The sequence below is a fragment of the Nocardia sp. NPDC058519 genome, assembly GCF_042719755.1.
Taxonomy (GTDB): Bacteria; Actinomycetota; Actinomycetes; order Mycobacteriales; family Mycobacteriaceae; genus Nocardia.
Genome location: NZ_JBHXNK010000013.1, coordinates 46045 through 61026, shown reverse-complemented (window position 1 = coordinate 61026; position 14982 = coordinate 46045). Strand labels below are relative to the sequence as shown.

The following is a 14982-nucleotide window of genomic DNA, read 5'->3' as shown; positions in this document are numbered from 1 at the left end:
TCGCGATACTGTCGTGAGGTGCTGTTCAGCGATGTCGTCACGGCCTCCGCGGCCGTGCGAGCGACCAGGTCGCGCAAGGCGAAAACCGCCACGCTGGCCGACCTTTTCGGTGCCGCGGGGCCGTCCGAGATCGGCACCGTGGTGGCGTGGCTGTCCGGTGAGCTGGTGCAGGGCCGGATCGGGGCAGGCTGGCGCACGGTGACCGGGCTGGATACGCCACCGAGCAGCGACGCGAGCCTCACCGTCGGCGCGGTGGACGACATCTTCTCCCAGCTCACCGGGCTCAACGGCAAAGGCTCGGCCAACCGGCGCCGCGAATTGCTGACCGCGCTCTTCACCGCAGCGACCGAGCAGGAGCAGTCCTTCCTGATCCGCCTGCTCACCGGTGAACTGCGTCAGGGCGCGCTCACCGCGATCGTCGTCGAGGCGCTCGCGCAATCCACCGGTATCCCCGTCGATGTGGTGCGCCGGGCCCACATGCTCTCGGGCCAGCTGCCCACCACGGCGATCGCCGCGCTCGCCGGGGGCGAACAAGCACTGTCCGCATTCCGGCTCGAGGTAGGACGCCCCGTAGCGCCGATGCTCGCGTCACCGGGCGGCTCACTGGACGAGGCCCTCGCCGAACTGGGCTCCGACATCAGTGTCGAACACAAGCTCGACGGCGCCCGCATCCAGGTGCACCGCGACGGCGACCAGGTGTGGGTCTTCACCAGAACCCTGCGCGACATCACCACCGGCGTCCCCGAACTCGTCGACCTGGTCAGAGCCCTCGACTGCACCACCGTGGTCCTCGACGGCGAAACCCTCGCCCTCACCGACTCGGGCCGCCCGCGCCCGTTCCAGGAAACGATGAGCCGATTCGCCACCATCGGCGATCCACGCCGGTTGCATCCCTACTTCTTCGACTGCCTGCACCTCGACGGTGTCGACCTCATCGATGAACCACTGCGCGTCCGCCGCGTCGCGCTCGAGCAGGTCGCGGGCGAACACAGCATCCCCGCCCTCATCGCGCCGACGCCGGAAGCCGCCGCCGACTGCTACGACGACGCACTGGCCGTCGGCAACGAGGGCGTGATGGTCAAGGCGCTCGATGCCACCTACGCCGCGGGCCGACGCGGCAAGGCCTGGCAGAAGGTCAAACCCGCGCACACCCTCGACCTGCTGGTGATCGGCGCCGAATGGGGCTACGGCCGCCGCACCGGGTTCCTGTCCAACCTGCATCTGGCCGCCCGTGATCCGGAGACCGGTGAGCCGGTGATGGTCGGCAAGACCTTCAAGGGCCTCACCGACGAGCTGCTGCGCTGGCAGACCGAGGAATTCCCACGCCACGAAACCCACCGCGACGGTCAGACCGTGTACGTGCGCCCCGAACTCGTCGTCGAGATCGCCCTCGACGGCGTCCAGACCAGTACCCGATATCCGGGTGGGGTGGCGCTGCGCTTCGCCAGAGTGGTTCGTTCCAGAGTGGTTCGTTATCGGCCGGACAAGGAACCCGCGCAGGCTGACACTATCGATGCGGTGCGCGCACTCGGCTGAGCTCACCTGGTGTTCGGGCGACTTACCCGCAACAGTTTGGCAATCCGGCGGCGGCATACGACACACTGTTCGGGTGAGCGCCGAACTAATGGTCCTGTTGATCGTCATCGTCACAGCTCTCGCATTCGACTTCACCAATGGATTCCACGACACGGCCAATGCCATGGCGACCTCGATCGCCACCGGAGCGCTGAAGCCGAAGACCGCGGTCGCGCTCTCGGGAGTGCTGAATCTGATCGGTGCGTTTCTGTCGGTGTCGGTAGCGGCGACGGTGGCAAAGGGCATCGTGCAGTTGAACGAAGTGAGCGGACACGACCTGCTGGTCATCGTCTTCGCCGGCCTGGTCGGCGGCATCCTGTGGAACCTGTTCACCTGGCTGCTCGGCTTGCCGTCGAGTTCCTCGCACGCGCTGTTCGGCGGCTTGATCGGCTCGACGATCGCCGCGCTCGGCTGGAACGGGGTGATCTGGGCATCGGGTTCGGACGGAGTGCTGATCAAGATCGTGTTGCCCGCGCTGCTCGCGCCGGCGATCGCGGCCGTGGTCGCGGCCATCGGCACGTTCCTGGTGTATCGGATCACCCACGGTGTCGATCGGGGAAAGACCGACGAGGGCTTCCGCTGGGGGCAGATCGGCTCGGCCTCGCTGGTTTCGCTGGCGCACGGCACCAACGACGCGCAGAAGACGATGGGCGTCATCTTCCTCGCGCTGGTCGCCTACGGCTCGCTGGACAAAGACGACCACATGCCGCTGTGGGTGATGTCGGCCTGCGCGGTCGCGATCGCCCTCGGCACCTATCTCGGTGGCTGGCGGATCATCAGGACCCTCGGCAAGGGTCTGGTCGAGATCGAGTCGCCGCAGGGCCTGGCCGCGGAGTCGACCTCGGCGGCCATCATTCTCACCTCGGCGCACTTCGGCCTGCCGCTGTCGACCACACAGACCGCGACCGGCGCGATCCTCGGTACCGGCATCGGCAAGGGCGCCGAGGTGCGCTGGCGGGTGATGGGCCGGATGGCCGTCGCCTGGCTGCTCACCCTGCCGATGGCCGGCATCGTCGGCGCGATCTGCTGGGCGATCGCGCACCTCATCGGCGGTCTCGCCGGCGTTCTCGTGGTGTTCGGCCTGCTGATCGCGGGGTCGCTCGGGATCTACCTCCGGTCGCGCCGGGACCCGGTCGGCACCCACAATGTGAACGAATGGCCCGAGGGTCATCAGCCACCCGTCTCGGCACCGTCGCCGATCGACCAGAACCATGCCGGGTAGAGGGGAGCGATCGTGCACACCGTGATCACCAATCTGAGTTCACTGTGGGAAGTGGTGCTCGCCGCACTGATCTTCGGCGCGGGCGTACCCGCGGTCTTCGCCTACGCCGTGCGGTGGTGGGCCAATGCCGAGACCGTCGACGCCGAGGGCCGGGTGCAGCGCAACTATCCGGCGCTGGCTGGTGCGCTGATCTGCCTGGTCCTCATCGTCATCGTGGTGATCTCCGGAATCCTGTTCACCGCCAAGGCATTCATCGCCCATCAGTTCGGCATCCACCTGTTCGGCCAAGCATGAGTGAGGACGCCATGACCGATCCGAACCCCACCCCGCCGAGCCCGCCGGTCCGCGGCAATCTGCTCTCGCGGGTGCTCGGCTGGTTGCGTGCCGGTTATCCGCAGGGCATTCCGCAGTCGGACTACGTCGCGTTGTTCGCGGTGCTGCACCGCCACCTCACCGACTACGAGGTGGTGGTGATCGGGGAGAAACTGGTGGAGGCGAATCCGAATCGGGAGTCGATCAGCGAGGCCGAAATCGAAGCGGCCATCGCCGATTTCGCGAAGGAGCAGCCCGCGCCCGCCGATGTCTCGCGCGTGGCTTCGCATCTGGCGGCCGGTGGCTGGCCGTTGGCCGAACCGCTCGACGACGGCGAACCAACTACCGAACAGAATTGATCGCCGGAGCTTCGACAATTCCCGTGTGCCAGCGCAATTCACCGTGACAATGGCGAATCGCCTGGCTGCCGGGCGATCGCGCGCTAGCATGCATCCGTGGTTCGGCGTGCGGATGTAACCGATAGTGGTCGTAGTTACGGTGGATTGTCGCGCCAGCAGCGAGTCGCGCTACGCCGCAACAGGTTGACCGACGCGGCGCTGGAACTATTCGGCACCCAGGGATATTCGTCGACCTCGATCGAGCGGCTGTGCTCGACCGCGAATGTGTCGACCCGCAGTTTCTACGAAGACATCGGTAGCCGCGAGGCATTGTTGATCGCACTCGTCGACAGGTTGAACGCGGCCGCGCTGCGCCGCCTCGACGAGGCATTGGAAAGTACCAGTGAACAGCCGCTGGTGGTGCGCGTGGTGGAGAGTTTCCGCGCGTTCCTCGCGGTGACCTGCCGTGATCGCCGGGCGGCGCGGGTGTTCTACGTCGAGGTCGTCGGCGTGAGTCCGGTGGTGGAGGAATGGCGGCGCGCGCAGCGGCGGTCGATTTCGGCACTGCTCACCCGCGAAGCGCAACGCGCCGCCGAGCGCGGCGAAGCGGAATCGCGCAGCCTGCACCTGTTCGGCCTCGCGGTAATCGGCGCGGTGAATTCGCTTGCGCAGGAGATGGTGCACGCCACCGTTCCCGGTGACGCGATCTCGGTCGACGAGATCTGCGAGGAGATCGCCTATTTCATCCGCTCCGGGCTCACGGTGCGCACCGCGGTCGCGCCGACGACGTAGCTGCCCACAACGCAAAAACGGGAGGCATCCGAATCCGGATGCCTCCCGCTTTCAGTGGGAAATCAGATGCCCATGCCCTGAGCGAGCAGCGGCCACGACTCGTGCAGCGCCTGCTCCCAGTACGGCCAGTAGTGGGTGCCCATCGGGGTGAACTGGTAGGTCGCCGGGATGTTCAGCGAGTCCAGCTTGGCCTTCAGGTTCTGCGTGCAAGCGTTGGTCGCCGCTTCGATGCCGATACCGAGACCGAGGTTGATCACGCCCATCGGGCCGGGGGAACCGTTGAGGTAGTAGGCGACGTCGGCGTTGGTCGGCATGCCGCTACCGCTGGAGATGTAGAGGTTGGTGCCGCGCAGCTTCTCGGCGTTGATGACCGGGTCGTTCTCGACCCACGCCGGATCGTTGTCCGGGCCGTACATGTTCGCGGTCTTGCCACCGGCCCAGGTCTCCACGGAGAACTTGACCGCCTGCTTGCCCATCGGGTCGGCGATCTGCGCGCAGCCACTGTAGGCGGCGACGGACTTGAACAGACCCGGGTTGGCCTCGGCCAGCTGCAGCACCGAGGTGCCGGAGGTGGACAGACCGGCCAGCGAGTTCAGGCCGGTCGAGTTCAGGGCGCCGTCGAGCAGCGGCGGAAGCTCCTGGGTGAAGAAGGTGCTCCACTTGTTCAGACCCAGCTTCGGGTCTTCGGCTTTCCAGTCGGTGTAGTAGCTGCCGCGACCGCCGATCGGCTGGATCACATTGACCTGCTTGTCGGCCAGGAAGCTGAGCGCCTGGGTCTGCGCGGCCCAGCTGGCGGTGCCCTCACCGCCGTCGAGGCCGTTGAGCATGTAGAAGTTGGGGGCGGGCTTGGACTCGTCGACGGGACGCTGCACGTCGATCGTGATGTCCTTCTTCATCGCCGCCGAATACACCTTCAGGTGCCACACGCGTCCGTCTTTGACGATGGACGACACGGCTGAGGGCTTCTCGGGTGCGGCGGTGGCGGCGCCACCGGCGACAACGGCCACCGACAACGCGGCGGTCAGAGCCACGGCGGTGGTGCGCAGCGCGGCCACGGTACGTAGTGCAGAGAGCTTCATCGAACAGTCGGTTCCAGTCCACGGGCCCTGTCGGGCACGTCATCGCAGTGCTTCCCCCGGTCGCCGAGAGCATATGCGCTCAACGCCTGCAGGGCTGTCAGATCCTCCGACACTCTATGTCCTCTCACACGACAGAATCGTTACCGGTTCACTTTTATGGGTGACCTCGAGCACGGTTTACGGGGTCGCAATCTTGGCTCCGATTCGGAAATGCCGCCGCAACCAGCCGCTCTTATGGTGACGAGCATGGGTACGGGGATCGAGATCAGTGGGTTGAGCAAGACCTTCAAGGTAGGACGCGACACCGTCAACGCGCTGGAATCGGTGGATTTGCGGACTTCTCACGGTGCATTCCTGTCATTGCTCGGGCCGTCCGGCTGTGGCAAATCGACGGTGTTGCGGATTCTGGCCGGCCTCGACGAACCGAGTGCGGGCACCGCGCGCATCAACGGGCTCACGCCGGAACAATTGCGCGGCGGAGCGCAGCTCGGTATCGCGTTCCAGGATTCGGCGCTGCTGCCGTGGCGCAGTGTGGAGTCCAACATCCGGCTGCCGTTGCAGGTGGCTGGGCTGCCCGCCGAACCGGACCGGATCGCTGAACTGATCGCGCTCGTCGGCCTCGAAGGGTTCGAGAAGGCCAAGCCCGCGCAGTTGTCCGGCGGTATGCGCCAACGGGTTTCGATCGCGCGGGCACTGGTCGTACAGCCCTCGGTGTTGTTGCTCGACGAACCGTTCGGCGCGCTCGACGACATGACCCGGCAGCGGTTGAACCTGGAACTGCTGCGCATCTGGACCGAGAAGCCCGCGACCACGTTGATGGTCACCCACGGGATCGGCGAGGCGGTGTTCCTCTCCGATGTGGTGGCGGTGATGAGTCCGCGACCGGGCCGGGTGCTGGAACTGGTCGAGATCGACCTGCCGCGCCCGCGCACCCCCGAGATGATGCGCACCCCGGAATTCCACAAGCTCTGTGACTACCTGTCCGAGCTGCTGTTCGGGCGGGGTGGGGTCGCGTGAATGCGGGCGCGGGCCGGGTCGCCGGGGCGCTTGGCGTGGGGGTGCTGATCGCGCTGTGGTGGGCGCTGGCCGCCGCCGGAACCGCAGGCGGGACGATTCCTACGCCGTGGCGCGTCCTTTCCGCCATGTGGTCGGACGGGTGGGGGCTCTACGGGCCCAATTTCCAGGTCACCGCGATCGGTGCGGTGCAGGGCTTCCTGTGGGGGAACGTGCTGGCGATCGGGATCGCGGCGCTGATCATGCTGGTGCCGCGGATCGAACCACTCGCCACCCAATTGGCCATCCTGAGCTACTGCACGCCACTGGTAGCGCTGGGCCCGATCATCCTGGTGGTGTTCGGCGGACGCACGCCCACGGTGTTCCTGGCCGCGATGTACTGCTTCTTCACCACCATGGTCGGCGCGGTGAGTGGCTTGCGCTCGGCCGATCCGGCGAGCCTGGATCTGGTGCGCGCCTACGGCGGTGGCCGCTGGCAGCAGCTGTACCGGGTCCGATCCATCGCCGCACTACCGAATACGTTCGCCGCCTTGAAGATCGCCGCACCGTCGGCCGTGCTCGGCGCGATCATCGGCGAGTACCTCGGTGGCGTCGACAGCGGCATCGGAGTCGCGCTCACCGCGGCACAGACCGCCTACAACGTGCCGCGCACCTGGGGCATGGCGATCGCCGCCGCCGCATTGGCCGGGCTCGGCTACCTGCTCGTCGCGGGCGCGGCTCGGCTGATCACGCCGTGGACGACTGTGGAGGAGGGGCGATGACCACCACCGTTGTGCGCCGGATCGGCCGTTTCCTGCTGCCGCTGGCGACTTCGCTGATCCTGCTGCTCGTCATCTGGACGCTGTTCCTTCGCCTGTTCCCGCAGATCGGGCCACGGGTGGGCAAGACACCGTCGGATGTCTGGGCCTACCTGGTGACCTCGGCGGGTGCGCCGACGGCACGGCAGGCGATCTTCGACGACCTCGCGATCACCCTCGGCGACGCGGCATCGGGCTTCGCGGTCGGAATGGCGGGCGCGCTCGGCGTTGCCGCGCTGTTCGTGCTGTATTCGGCTGTGCGGCAGACGTTCATGCCGGTCGCGATGCTGTTGCGTTCGGTGCCGCTGGTCGCCCTGAGCCCGATCGTCGTGCTGATCTTCGGCCGAGGCACGGCGGGGGTCACCGTCCTGACGGCGATCGTCGTGTTCTTCCCCGCCCTGGTGATGATCATGACCGGCCTGCGTGAAGCACCAAGACAGGCAATGGAATTGGTGACCGCCTACGGCGGCTCGCGCTGGACGCGGCTGCGGATGGTCGCGGTGCCCGCCGCGCTGCCGTCGGTGTTCGCCGCGGCGCGGGTCTCGGTCCCCGGTGCGTTGATCGGTGCCCTGCTAGGTGAATGGCTCGGCAGTGGAACAGGATTGGGCGCGAGCCTGGTGCGGGCCATCCCGATGTTCCAGTACAACCGGCTGTGGGCATCCATCGTGGTCGTCACGGTGGTGTCGGTGCTGCTGTACGCGATTGTCGGCGTGATCGAGAACGTGGTGCTCGCGCGCTTCGGTCCGAGTGCGGGAAAGTAGGAATAGCGGCGGAACGTGGCCGCAAAGAGAACGAAACGCGCCGAATCTACATTCTGCGTATGAACAGTATCGACCGTCGTTCCTTTCTTCGATTTTCGGCATTGACCGGCGCGGCGCTCGGCGGGGCCGGATTGCTCGCGGCCTGTGGCGGCGCTTCGGGTACTTCCTCGAACGGGTCGACCGACGACGGCTCGAAATTCGGCAAGGTCGCTATCCAGTTGTCGTGGATCAAGAACATCGAATTCGCGGGTGAGTATTTCGCCGATTCGAAGGGCTATTTCAAGGATGCGGGATTCGGTGCGGTAGATCTCGTCGCCGGTGGTGCGGCGTCGACTTCGGTGGAAGCGGGCCTGGATACCGGCAAGATCTGGCTCGGCCTTTCCGCGCCGCAGACCACCGCGCCCGCTGTGCTCGAAGGCCTGCCCGCCAAGATCGTCGGCGCGACCTATCAGAAGAACCCGTTCGCGATCGTCAGCTCGGCGGGTAAACCGATCAAATCGCCCGCGGATATGAAAGGCCGCAAGATCGGTGTGCAGGACACCAACCAGCTCATCTTCAGCGCTCTGCTGGCCGCCAACGGCATCAGTCCGGGCGAGGTGACCGTGGTGCCCGCGCAGTTCGATCCGACCCCGCTGGCCAACGGTGAGGTCGACGGCTGGGTGAGCTACGTGACGAACGAGCCGATCACCCTGGCCGCCAAGGGCTTCGCCAACGACCACTTCCTGTTCGCCGACTTCGGTCTGCCACTGGTCGCCGAGACGCTCACCGTCACCCAGAACACCATCGACAACGAGCGCGACAAGCTCAAGGCCTTCCTGACCGCCCAGATCAAGGGCTGGAAGGACGCCGTCGCCAACCCGGCCGAGTCCGCGCGCCTGGCCGTGGAGGTCTACGGCAAGGACCTCAAACTCGACCTTGCCGAGCAGACCGAGGAAGCCATCGCGCAGAACGACCTGGTCGTCTCGGCTACGACCGAGACGGACGGCCTCTTCTCGATGCCCGACGCGCTGATCGAGCAGAACATCGCCGCCCTGCGCACCGCGAAGATCGACATCAAGGCCGACCAGCTCTTCGACCTGTCCGTACTCCGCGAGGTCTACGCCGAGAATCCTGGCTTGAAGTAGGCGCCGCAAACCAGCGGCTCCAGCCGCAGATCTATATCGCCATGCCCACTGCGGCTGTCGAGAGGTAGTCGCGCTGGGCGGCCAGGCGCAGACCCGCGCGGGAGGCGAGGAAGTCGGCGGTGATGAAGACGGCGGTCTCGGCGGGGGTGCGCGGGCCCGATTCCAGGCCTGCGGGCACATGCACGCGGGACAGGGTGGGCTCGTCGAAGCCACCCGCGCGCAGGTCGTCGAGGCGACGGGCTTGGTCGGCGGGGGTGCCGAGCGCGGCTAGGTATCCGAGCTCGGGTAGTCGTAATGCGACCGTGAGCAGCGGGATCTCGAAGCGCGGCTCGTTGGCCAGCACGACGATGGCGGTGCTGCTGTCGATCTCGCCCGCGGCCGAGAGGGTGTTGAGGTAGCGGTGCGGCCAGTCGACGACCACTTCGGCGCCGGGGAACGAGGCCGGGTCGGCGAACTCGGGGCGCGAGTCGCAGATGCTCACCCGGTAGCCGATCATCCGCGCCTGCGCGACGAGGGTGGCCGCGTAGGCGTTGGCGCCGAAGATGATCAGGCGCGGCGGCGGGCAGTACGAGGCGACGAACAGATCCGACTCGGGCAGCGCGACGAGTTCGGTCGCGTGCTTGCGGTCGGTGACCAGATGCTGGCCGATGACATCGGGATCCTGATTCCAGACCACAGTGAACACGGTGACCCGGCGATGGGCTTGGATATCGGCGGCGATGGTGGGGAATTCGGGAAAATCGCGGCAGGAGAACGGCTCTACGAAGATATCGACGAGCGTGCCGTCGTCGGCGCTCGATTCCATACCGGTGAGCATGCTGTAGCGACGCAGTTGCCGGACGCCGGTGCGGCCCGCTTCCAATGCCGCCTCGTAGACGGTCTCTTCCAATCGGCCGGAGGCGATGGATCCGAAGACGCCACCGTTGGGGGTGACGAGCATCGAGGAGCCGATGGGCAGGGAATTGGTGCCGATGGTACGGACCACGGTGGCGAGGCCGCCCGTACGGCCCGAATGCCACACTCGCAGAAGGTCATCGACGATATCGCGCATATCTCACAACTCCGATCACCGTGCGCCGACTTCCGGGAAATCGCGATCGGTCCCTGTCGCCAAGTCGTCGCACGTGACGCACACCATATCCTGTCGACCGCCCAAATAGGAACCGGCCCCGGTATCGCCTGCGGCTACCTCTGAAATGGCTTCCCAGTGCTTGTTCTCTATCACAACGGGGTGTCCAGGTGTGTCGTGAAACACAGCACGGGCAAGTCCGCTCTGGCTCGAACGCGCCGCGGCGAGCACTCTGGCGACCACATCGGCCCCGATATCGGGGGTGTCGACGGGCAAGAACGCCACATAACGGGTGCCGGTTTCGCCGGCGGCGCGCAGGCCCGCGCGCACCGTCGCGGCGAGTCCGGTCGCCCAGTCGGCGACCCACCGCCACTCGGTGCCGTCGGGCAGTCCGACAGCGGCCGGATCGGGTCCCGTCGCGCCGAGCGCGACGATCACCGGATCGCAACCACCGTCGCGCAGGGCGGTGATCGCCGAGCGCAACCAGGCGCCGTTTTCGGCGAGTGCCTTGGGTTTGCCGTATCGCGTGCCCGCACCCGCCGCGAGGACGATGCCCGTGCACGACGAGTGCGCGGACGGGTCGACTGGGGGCATGTGAGCGAAGGTAATGACGCAATGTTGCCGGTCGATTACGGCAGGGGAGCGCAGCGACGACGACACGCCGACGTGATGGAGTGCACATCGGTGGCGGCATGGCGGGGATCGCGCGATGCTGGATCGATGACGAGCGAAGGGCTGAGCCTCGCGGGTTTCAACGATCTACCTGCGGCGACTGCCGAAGAGACATTGCTTGCCTGTTGCTCCGCACCACGCTGGGCACGGGCGATCGCGGCCGCGCGTCCCTACGCGACCACGGACTCGCTGCTGGCGGCGGCCGATGCGGAATTGACCGCCCTCGATGACGATGAGATCGACGAGGCACTGGCCGATCACCCGCGCATCGGCGACCACCCGACCTCGGCGGCGTCGGCGCGCGAACAGTCCGGTGTGGCGGGCGCGGACGTGCGCGCCGCGCTGGCCGAGGGCAATCGCGCCTACGAGGCGAAATTCGGCCATATCTACCTGGTCTGCGCGGCAGGCCGCAGCGGCGAGGAGTTGCTCGCGGTATTGCGGTCGCGGCTGGACAACGATTCGTCTACCGAAAGGCAGGTCATGCGAACAGAATTGGCGAAGATCAACCGTCTGCGCCTGGCGGCGCTGGTGGCGCCGTGACGAGCCTGAGTACCCACGTCCTAGATGCTGTGGGTGGGGTGCCCGCCGCGGGCGTCGCCGTGTGGCTCATGCGCGGCGACCAGCGGCTCACCGAAGCGCTCACCGATGCCGACGGTCGGGTGAAAGAGCTTGCGGCCGGGCTGAATCCAGGCGACTACCGGCTTTTCTTCGATACCGGCAGCTACTTCGCGGCGCAGGGTGTCGAGACCTTCTATCCGGAAGTCTGTGTCGCGTTCACGGTGGGTGAGCGGCCGCATCTGCATGTGCCGCTGCTGCTGTCGCCGTTCGCCTATTCCACTTACCGAGGGAGCTGAGATGGTACTGAGTGGTCCGATCGTGTTGACCGACAATCGATATGGCAAAGCCGAGAATCGGGTTGTGCGTTTCTACAAAGAGAACGCGCGCCACGAGATTCGCGACGTGAACGTCTCGACCGCGCTGCGCGGTGATTTCGAGGCGGCTTACACCGACGGTGACCAGCGTCATGTTCTGCCCACCGACACTCAGAAGCACATGGCGTTCGTCTACTCGAAGAAGCCCGGCCTCGACACCATCGAGGAGTACGCGATCGCGCTGGCGAAGCATTTCGTCGACACGGTCGAGCCGGTGTCCAGTGCGCGCATCGACGTGGACTCCTATGGCTGGCAGCGGGTTTCGATCGGCGGTGCCGAACACGATCACACCTGGGTGAGACAGGGGCCCGAGGTGCGCACGGCCGCGGTGACGGTGGCGGGCAAGGGGGCGAAGCAGCAGACCTGGGTGATCGGGGGGATCAAGGACCTGGTGCTGCTCAAGTCGACCGGCTCGGAGTTCGCCGACTTCCTCACCGACGAGTACACCACCCTCGCGCCGACCCACGATCGCGTGCTGGCCAGTTCGCTGGTGGTCCAGTGGCGGTTCGCCGAAACCGGTGGCGTCGACTGGGACGGGGTATACGCGGGGATCCGCGCCACTCTGCTCGAGCTGTTCGCGACTACGTATTCCAAGGCGCTGCAGCAGACGCTGTATGCGATGGGAACCGCTGCACTGCAACGTTTCCCGATACTGGCGGAGATCCGGTTGTCGGCACCGAACAAGCACCACTTCGACTACGACCTCGCGCAGTTCGAGATCGAGAACAAGGGTGAGGTGCTCTGGGCAGCCGACCGACCGTACGGCTCGATCCATGCCACCCTTGCGCGCGCGGACGCGCCCGATGCGGGCATCGCGTGGCAGCCGTGAGGGCGCCCGAGGTGCTGATCCACGGGTGTGCGGTGGTGACCGTCGACGCGGCGGGCACCGAGTATCGCCATGGCTGGGTCACCGTGCGTGGCAACAAGATCGATGCCGTCGGCGAGGGAGAGCCGCCGGAGTTCGGCCCTGAGGTCGCGCGGATCGACGGGCGTGGCTGCGTGCTCACCCCCGGCCTGGTCAACACCCACCACCACCTGTACCAGTGGATCACCCGTGGGCTGGCCGCCGACCACACGCTGTTCGAGTGGCTGACGAGGCTGTATCCGGTGTGGACGCGGATCGACGAGAAGTCGGTGCGGACGGCGGCCACCGGTGCGCTGGTCTCGCTGGCGCGCAGTGGGTGCACGACGTCGTCGGATCATCACTACGTGTTCCCGCGCGGTGGCGGCGATCTGCTCGCCGCGGAAATCGGGGCGGCGGCCGATGTGGGGCTGCGGTTCCACCCGGCGCGCGGGTCGATGGATCTCGGGCGGAGCCAAGGCGGGCTGCCGCCGGACGCTGTGGTGGAGTCGATCGACGACATCCTCGCCGCGAGCGCCGCGGCCATCGCGGACTGGCACGACCCGTCCTTCGATGCGATGGTGCGGATCGCGCTCGCCCCCTGCTCGCCCTTCTCGGTGACCGCCGACCTCATGCGCGAGTCCGCGGCGCTGGCCCGATCCGCCGGGGTCCGGCTGCACACTCACCTCGCCGAAACCTTCGATGAGCTGGACTTCTGCCAGCAGGGCTTCGGCTGCACGCCCGCTGAGTACATGGAACAGCTTGGCTGGCTCGGCGAGGACGTCTGGTACGCCCACGGCGTGCACCTCGACGACCCGGCGATCGCCGCGATGGCGCGCACCGGGACCGGGGTCGCGCATTGCCCGACGTCCAACGGCCGGCTGGGCGCCGGGATCGCGCGGACCGCCGACCTGGTGGCGGCCGGTGTGCCCGTTGGTCTGGGGGTCGACGGTGCGGCCAGTAACGAGTCGAGTTCGATGATCGAGGAACCGCGCAACGCGCTGCTGTACGCGCGGGCGGTCGGCGGGCCGCGGGCGATGACGGTGCGGACCGCGCTGGAACTGGCGACCATGGGTGGCGCGCGGGTGCTCGGGCGGTCAGAGGAGATCGGATCCATCGAGCCGGGCAAGCTGGCGGATCTGGCGCTGTGGCGGCTGGATACCCCCGCGCACGCGGGCATCGAGGACCCTGTTGTCGCGCTGGTGCTCGGGTCGGCGCCGCCGTTGGCCGCGTTGCTGGTGAACGGGCGCGAGGTTGTTCGCGACGATGTGGTGCTGACCGTGGACGAGGCATCGGTGGGTGCCGATGTCGCCCAGGCGCAGACGACCCTGTTGGCCGGCGGGTGAACGTGCTCGGCCGGGGTGGGCGCTGATGTCGGCCGCGTGCCGGTCGGTGCGCGGCCGCGAGCGAGACGCCGCGGGCGGTACCCACCGGCGGCGTGCTGAACTGCGATTTCACTCGGATCGGCGCACACTGGATGACGTACACCGGGTTAACCGCGGCGCAATCTGGCGCGGGTTTCGTGCAACACCGTGGCAACTCCCGGCCCCTACTGTGGCCGGTGAGGTAAGCGAGGTGAACGTGGATCTGGATACCGTTTCCGAGGTTGTTCTCGCCCGCGAACGTGCCGATCTGGCGCAGGTCGGAGCGGGTACCGCGGTGCTGGCGGGCGGCACCTTCCTGTTCTCCGAACCGCACGATCACCTCGACCGGCTGGTCGACATCACCACCCTCGGCTGGGCACCGCTGACGGCGTCCGCGCAGGGTCTGGAGATCGCCGCGACCTGCACGCTGGCGGAGTTCGCCGGTGCCCGTCCCGGCCGCGAACTCGGTACTCCGGTGTTGCGGCCCGAGTGGCCGGGCACCGCGCTGTTCGCCCAGTCCTGCCGGGCGCTGCTGGCCTCGCACAAGATCTGGCGCACCGCGACGGTCGGCGGGAATGTCTGTCTGTCACTGCCCGCCGGTGCGGTTCTCGGTGCGCTAGTGGCCTTGGACGCGACAGCGGTGATCTGGCCTCGTGGCGGTGGCGAGCACCGAATCACCCTGCGCGACTTCGTTACCGCGCCGGGCGAGAACCTGCTGGCGGAAGGTGCCGTCGTGCGCTCTTTCCTGGTGCCTACCTCGAGCCTGTTGTCACGCACCAGCTTTCGCAAGATCGCCTTGGCACCGCTCGGGCGTTCCGGGTCTGTCGTGATGGGCAGGCATCAGTCCGACGGCCGATGCGCGATCACCATCACCGCGGCGACCGTACGCCCGATCGTCCTCGACTTCGATTCCGTCCCTTCGCAATCCGACCTGACTGACGCGCTGGCCGACCTGGGCAACGACGTGTGGTTCGACGATCCACACGGTGCGCCGGACTGGCGCAGGCACGTGACCGGTCTACTCGCCGCCGAGGTCGCGGCTGAACTCAGGGGGCCAGCCTGCGCGGCCGAATCGTGCTGACGACGGAAC

At 67.1% G+C, this 14982-nt stretch carries 17 protein-coding genes; 14 read left to right on the top strand and 3 right to left on the bottom strand.

Annotation, left to right across the window (positions count from 1 at the left end; all coding sequences use genetic code 11):
• The first annotated feature begins 18 nt into the window (after positions 1-18).
• From ACFWPK_RS16585 to ACFWPK_RS16565, 5 genes are all read left to right on the top strand, one after another.
• Positions 19-1536, top strand: a complete 1518-nt coding sequence (locus ACFWPK_RS16585; RefSeq protein ID WP_378916417.1) for an ATP-dependent DNA ligase — start codon at positions 19-21, stop codon at positions 1534-1536.
• A gap of 73 nt (positions 1537-1609) precedes the next feature.
• Entirely contained in the window at positions 1610-2797 is a 1188-nt protein-coding gene (locus ACFWPK_RS16580) for an anion permease (protein ID WP_378916416.1), read from the top strand.
• 12 nt (positions 2798-2809) lie between these two features.
• Complete coding sequence (locus ACFWPK_RS16575; RefSeq protein ID WP_378916413.1) at positions 2810-3091, top strand: hypothetical protein; 282 nt, start codon at positions 2810-2812, stop codon at positions 3089-3091.
• Between the two features lie 11 nt (positions 3092-3102).
• Positions 3103-3468 carry a DUF3349 domain-containing protein gene (locus tag ACFWPK_RS16570; protein WP_378916410.1) on the top strand — a complete coding sequence of 122 codons (366 nt, stop codon included), beginning with the start codon at positions 3103-3105 and terminating at the stop codon, positions 3466-3468.
• Between the two features lie 96 nt (positions 3469-3564).
• Positions 3565-4239 (top strand): TetR/AcrR family transcriptional regulator, encoded by a 675-nt coding sequence (locus ACFWPK_RS16565; protein ID WP_378916408.1) that lies wholly within the window; start codon positions 3565-3567, stop codon positions 4237-4239.
• A 62-nt stretch (positions 4240-4301) separates the two neighbouring features.
• Here ACFWPK_RS16565 and ACFWPK_RS16560 read toward each other — a convergent pair whose 3' ends face one another.
• Positions 4302-5318 carry an alpha/beta hydrolase gene (locus tag ACFWPK_RS16560; protein WP_378916406.1) on the bottom strand — a complete coding sequence of 339 codons (1017 nt, stop codon included), beginning with the start codon at positions 5316-5318 and terminating at the stop codon, positions 4302-4304.
• A gap of 246 nt (positions 5319-5564) precedes the next feature.
• On the opposite strand from ACFWPK_RS16560, the gene ACFWPK_RS16555 reads away from it, so the two are divergent.
• From ACFWPK_RS16555 to ACFWPK_RS16540, 4 genes are read left to right on the top strand one after another with little or no spacing between them, the layout of a single operon-like run.
• Positions 5565-6335 carry an ABC transporter ATP-binding protein gene (locus tag ACFWPK_RS16555; protein WP_378916404.1) on the top strand — a complete coding sequence of 257 codons (771 nt, stop codon included), beginning with the start codon at positions 5565-5567 and terminating at the stop codon, positions 6333-6335.
• On the top strand, positions 6332-7093 hold the full coding sequence (locus tag ACFWPK_RS16550) for an ABC transporter permease (protein ID WP_378916401.1): 762 nt from the start codon (positions 6332-6334) through the stop codon (positions 7091-7093). The genes ACFWPK_RS16555 and ACFWPK_RS16550 overlap by 4 nt, the downstream gene beginning before the upstream one ends.
• On the top strand, positions 7090-7890 hold the full coding sequence (locus tag ACFWPK_RS16545; RefSeq protein ID WP_378916398.1) for an ABC transporter permease: 801 nt from the start codon (positions 7090-7092) through the stop codon (positions 7888-7890). Before ACFWPK_RS16550 ends, ACFWPK_RS16545 begins: the two co-directional genes overlap by 4 nt.
• A gap of 59 nt (positions 7891-7949) precedes the next feature.
• On the top strand, positions 7950-9014 hold the full coding sequence (locus ACFWPK_RS16540) for an ABC transporter substrate-binding protein (protein ID WP_378916396.1): 1065 nt from the start codon (positions 7950-7952) through the stop codon (positions 9012-9014).
• A gap of 31 nt (positions 9015-9045) precedes the next feature.
• On the opposite strand, the gene ACFWPK_RS16535 is transcribed toward ACFWPK_RS16540, so the two are convergent.
• Entirely contained in the window at positions 9046-10065 is a 1020-nt protein-coding gene (locus ACFWPK_RS16535; RefSeq protein ID WP_378916393.1) for an XdhC family protein, read from the bottom strand.
• A gap of 15 nt (positions 10066-10080) precedes the next feature.
• The gene (locus ACFWPK_RS16530) at positions 10081-10677 is read right to left on the bottom strand and encodes an NTP transferase domain-containing protein (protein ID WP_378916390.1); all 597 of its coding nucleotides are present in this window, start codon (positions 10675-10677) and stop codon (positions 10081-10083) included.
• Positions 10678-10803: 126 nt separating this feature from the next.
• On the opposite strand from ACFWPK_RS16530, the gene uraD reads away from it, so the two are divergent.
• The 5 genes from uraD (at position 10804) to ACFWPK_RS16505 (ending at position 14973) form a co-directional block, all read left to right on the top strand.
• Positions 10804-11295: a 2-oxo-4-hydroxy-4-carboxy-5-ureidoimidazoline decarboxylase gene (gene uraD / locus ACFWPK_RS16525; RefSeq protein ID WP_378916388.1), complete on the top strand. Its 492-nt coding sequence runs from the start codon at positions 10804-10806 to the stop codon at positions 11293-11295.
• A complete protein-coding gene (gene uraH, locus ACFWPK_RS16520) occupies positions 11292-11609 on the top strand; it encodes a hydroxyisourate hydrolase (protein ID WP_378916385.1) in 318 nt (105 codons plus the stop codon). Before uraD ends, uraH begins: the two co-directional genes overlap by 4 nt.
• Position 11610: 1 nt before the next feature.
• Complete coding sequence (gene pucL / locus ACFWPK_RS16515) at positions 11611-12516, top strand: factor-independent urate hydroxylase (RefSeq protein WP_378916384.1); 906 nt, start codon at positions 11611-11613, stop codon at positions 12514-12516.
• A complete protein-coding gene (locus ACFWPK_RS16510; RefSeq protein WP_378916381.1) occupies positions 12504-13874 on the top strand; it encodes an 8-oxoguanine deaminase in 1371 nt (456 codons plus the stop codon). Before pucL ends, ACFWPK_RS16510 begins: the two co-directional genes overlap by 13 nt.
• 235 nt (positions 13875-14109) lie before the next feature.
• On the top strand, positions 14110-14973 hold the full coding sequence (locus ACFWPK_RS16505) for an FAD binding domain-containing protein (RefSeq protein ID WP_378916665.1): 864 nt from the start codon (positions 14110-14112) through the stop codon (positions 14971-14973).
• Positions 14974-14982 lie beyond the last annotated feature (9 nt).

Coding starts and splice junctions, on each gene's coding strand:
- ACFWPK_RS16570 (WP_378916410.1), top strand. CDS start 3,103: ATGACCGATCCGAACCCCACCCCGCCGAGCCCGCCGGTCCGCGGCAAT.
- ACFWPK_RS16535 (WP_378916393.1), bottom strand. CDS start 10,065: ATGCGCGATATCGTCGATGACCTTCTGCGAGTGTGGCATTCGGGCCGT.
- ACFWPK_RS16540 (WP_378916396.1), top strand. CDS start 7,950: ATGAACAGTATCGACCGTCGTTCCTTTCTTCGATTTTCGGCATTGACC.
- ACFWPK_RS16545 (WP_378916398.1), top strand. CDS start 7,090: ATGACCACCACCGTTGTGCGCCGGATCGGCCGTTTCCTGCTGCCGCTG.
- ACFWPK_RS16555 (WP_378916404.1), top strand. CDS start 5,565: ATGGGTACGGGGATCGAGATCAGTGGGTTGAGCAAGACCTTCAAGGTA.
- pucL (WP_378916384.1), top strand. CDS start 11,611: ATGGTACTGAGTGGTCCGATCGTGTTGACCGACAATCGATATGGCAAA.
- ACFWPK_RS16530 (WP_378916390.1), bottom strand. CDS start 10,677: ATGCCCCCAGTCGACCCGTCCGCGCACTCGTCGTGCACGGGCATCGTC.
- uraD (WP_378916388.1), top strand. CDS start 10,804: ATGACGAGCGAAGGGCTGAGCCTCGCGGGTTTCAACGATCTACCTGCG.
- ACFWPK_RS16560 (WP_378916406.1), bottom strand. CDS start 5,318: ATGAAGCTCTCTGCACTACGTACCGTGGCCGCGCTGCGCACCACCGCC.